The sequence below is a fragment of the Arthrobacter sp. Hiyo1 genome (assembly GCF_001263615.2).
GTDB lineage: Bacteria > Actinomycetota > Actinomycetes > Actinomycetales > Micrococcaceae > Arthrobacter.
Map to the genome: position 1 here is coordinate 433,272 of NZ_DF952470.1, position 2,004 is coordinate 435,275.

4 protein-coding genes are annotated in these 2,004 nt (G+C 64.3%); all 4 read right to left on the reverse strand.

Annotated elements, in window-relative coordinates:
• On the reverse strand, positions 1 to 235 hold a 235-nt coding region (locus AHiyo1_RS26595), incomplete at its 3' end, for a cation:proton antiporter domain-containing protein (RefSeq protein ID WP_253257266.1).
• Between the two features lie 39 nt (positions 236 to 274).
• Entirely contained in the window at positions 275 to 670 is a 396-nt protein-coding gene (locus tag AHiyo1_RS10855) for a hypothetical protein (protein WP_059388573.1), read from the reverse strand.
• On the reverse strand, positions 663 to 1,235 hold the full coding sequence (locus AHiyo1_RS10860; protein ID WP_059388574.1) for an SRPBCC family protein: 573 nt from the start codon (positions 1,233 to 1,235) through the stop codon (positions 663 to 665). The genes AHiyo1_RS10855 and AHiyo1_RS10860 overlap by 8 nt, the downstream gene beginning before the upstream one ends.
• 93 nt (positions 1,236 to 1,328) lie before the next feature.
• Positions 1,329 to 2,004: molybdopterin-dependent oxidoreductase (locus tag AHiyo1_RS10865; protein WP_148667543.1), on the reverse strand; the 676-nt coding region annotated here is incomplete at its 5' end.

The following is a 2,004-nucleotide window of genomic DNA, read 5'->3' on the forward strand; positions in this document are numbered from 1 at the left end:
TGTCCCGCACGGGGACGTGCGTCCCGGCGACGAACATGATGAGGGCGAACCCGACGTCGGCCACGAACGTGAAGGTGGGATCCGAGGAGTCCACCAGTCCCAGTCCCGTGCGTCCGATGACGATGCCTGCCAGCAACTGCCCCAAAACAACGGGAAGGTGCCATTTCCGGGGTAGCGCCAAGAGCGGACCGAGGAGCGCGACTGCGGCGATCAGCGAAAGCTGAAAGAACGACACCTTCCTCCTTCTCCGGGCCTGGCGGTTGGTCTGCGGTGGTTACCGGGGCGCATCAGCCAGTTTCAGGGGAATGTCCGTGTTCTCGTCGGTGTAGTAGCTCGCGCACACCCGGTGATAGCCATCGGCCACCTGAGCGGGCATGCCCGTGGCCAGGTCTCCCCGGACCATCAGGATGGGCGAGAGCTTCTTGCCCTCCTTGATCTTCTTCAGGTCCGAGGCCACGTGGGCGTTCTCTTCCGGGAGCAACGCCAAGCGGGCGGCCCGGAGGATGTCCTTGGCTTTGCGGTGCTGGATGGGCGCGTCCTTGAGGGCGGCGACAACCGATGCCACCACGTGGTCGGATTCCAGCAGGGAAAGGTAGTCTGCGGCGCTTGGGTAGTCCTGGTCCTCGGGCTCCGGCAACCAGCGGACTTCGCCTTTGTTATCGTCAGGCATGCGTCGTACTCCTTGGCCAGCGGTATCGGCTTGCAAATGTGGGTGGCGCGGGACGGGGGACCTTGGAGAGGTCCGTGCCGGGACGCCGTCGTCGTAATTCAAGGGCGAGGCTTTCTTGGCCGCGTGCCATCGCCCAGTGGTGATTCGCGGCAAAAGCGGGTTTGAGCAGCCAGCTTAGCCGCCGGAGCAGGGGTTTCGATGTGCTGACCCGCCAGTCATAGGTGATCACGGTTTCCGGGCCGTCCTGTTCGAAAGTCCAGCGCCCGGTACCGCGCAGGTCGCCGCTCGCCGCGATCGCGAAACCTTGCTCTGTGATGGGTTCGGTGACCGTGAACCTCCAGCGCAGCGTGTACGGCAGCCAACCTTTGGAGTGCAGCGAGAAGGCCTTTCCCGTACCGTCGGCGTTTCCCGGGTCCAGCGGAACAACCCTCAAGTACACCGAAGGCCACCAGCGGGGCAGTGTCCCCGCGTCCCCTAAAATATCCATGACCTCACGCGGGGTCCCCGCGACGCGCCAGACAGTGAGGAACTCGTAGTCGGCGTTGCTCTTGGAAGTGCCGCCCATTGCTGCCTCCAGGGCGCGGATGGATAGTGGACTCACAGTACTCATGCCGTTGCACACGGTCAACGGCCCGGCTTCGGCGTGCCGGCGGGCGAGTTACTCCCGGACGGTCACAGCCAGCCGCTGGATGTCGTTGTTTCCCATGCCTTGATAGTTCCACTCCGGCGTTTCCGGCTGGGTCTGCCCTGTGGAATCCGTCGCACGGCATGCCAAATCGTGGGAACCGGGCGTTGCGATCCACGTGAATGTCCATCCGCGCCACGCATGCCGACCGGTGGGAGCTTGAAGTTGGGCCTGCTCCCAGACCCCGTCCACGCAGACTTCCACGCTCTCCACGGTTCCTTGCCCGGACCAGGCCCGGCCGCTCAGCTGAACCGGTCCCGCGTTCACCGCGCGTTGCCGTGTGAAGAAATCTGGAACGCCGGGGGGAGCCATGAGGGAACGGACTTTGATCCGTTGGACGGGCTCGCCGGGATCGTCTGCGTCTTGGGTGTAACGGTAGGAGTCGAGCTGTTGGTAACCGTCGAAGCTGTGGTCAATTGCCTCGATGGATTGCAGCCATTTGACGCTCGTCATTCCGTACCAGCCCGGGACGAGGAGCCGGACGGGGTAGCCATGTTGAGGTGGCAGGGCTTGGCCGTTGACCTCATAGGCGAGCAGGACGTCGTCGGACATTGCTTCCGCGAGCGTCAGGCTGCGCGCGTACTGGTGCTCTACGCCGCCCTGGATCCCACGGTCCGCGCCCGTGAAGACGAGTTCGACGGCGTCGGGT

What these genes read in the sequence shown, in the direction of transcription:
- AHiyo1_RS10860 (WP_059388574.1), bottom strand. Translation starts at nt 1,235, where the DNA reads ATGGGCGGCACTTCCAAGAGCAACGCCGACTACGAGTTCCTCACTGTC.
- AHiyo1_RS10855 (WP_059388573.1), bottom strand. Translation starts at nt 670, where the DNA reads ATGCCTGACGATAACAAAGGCGAAGTCCGCTGGTTGCCGGAGCCCGAG.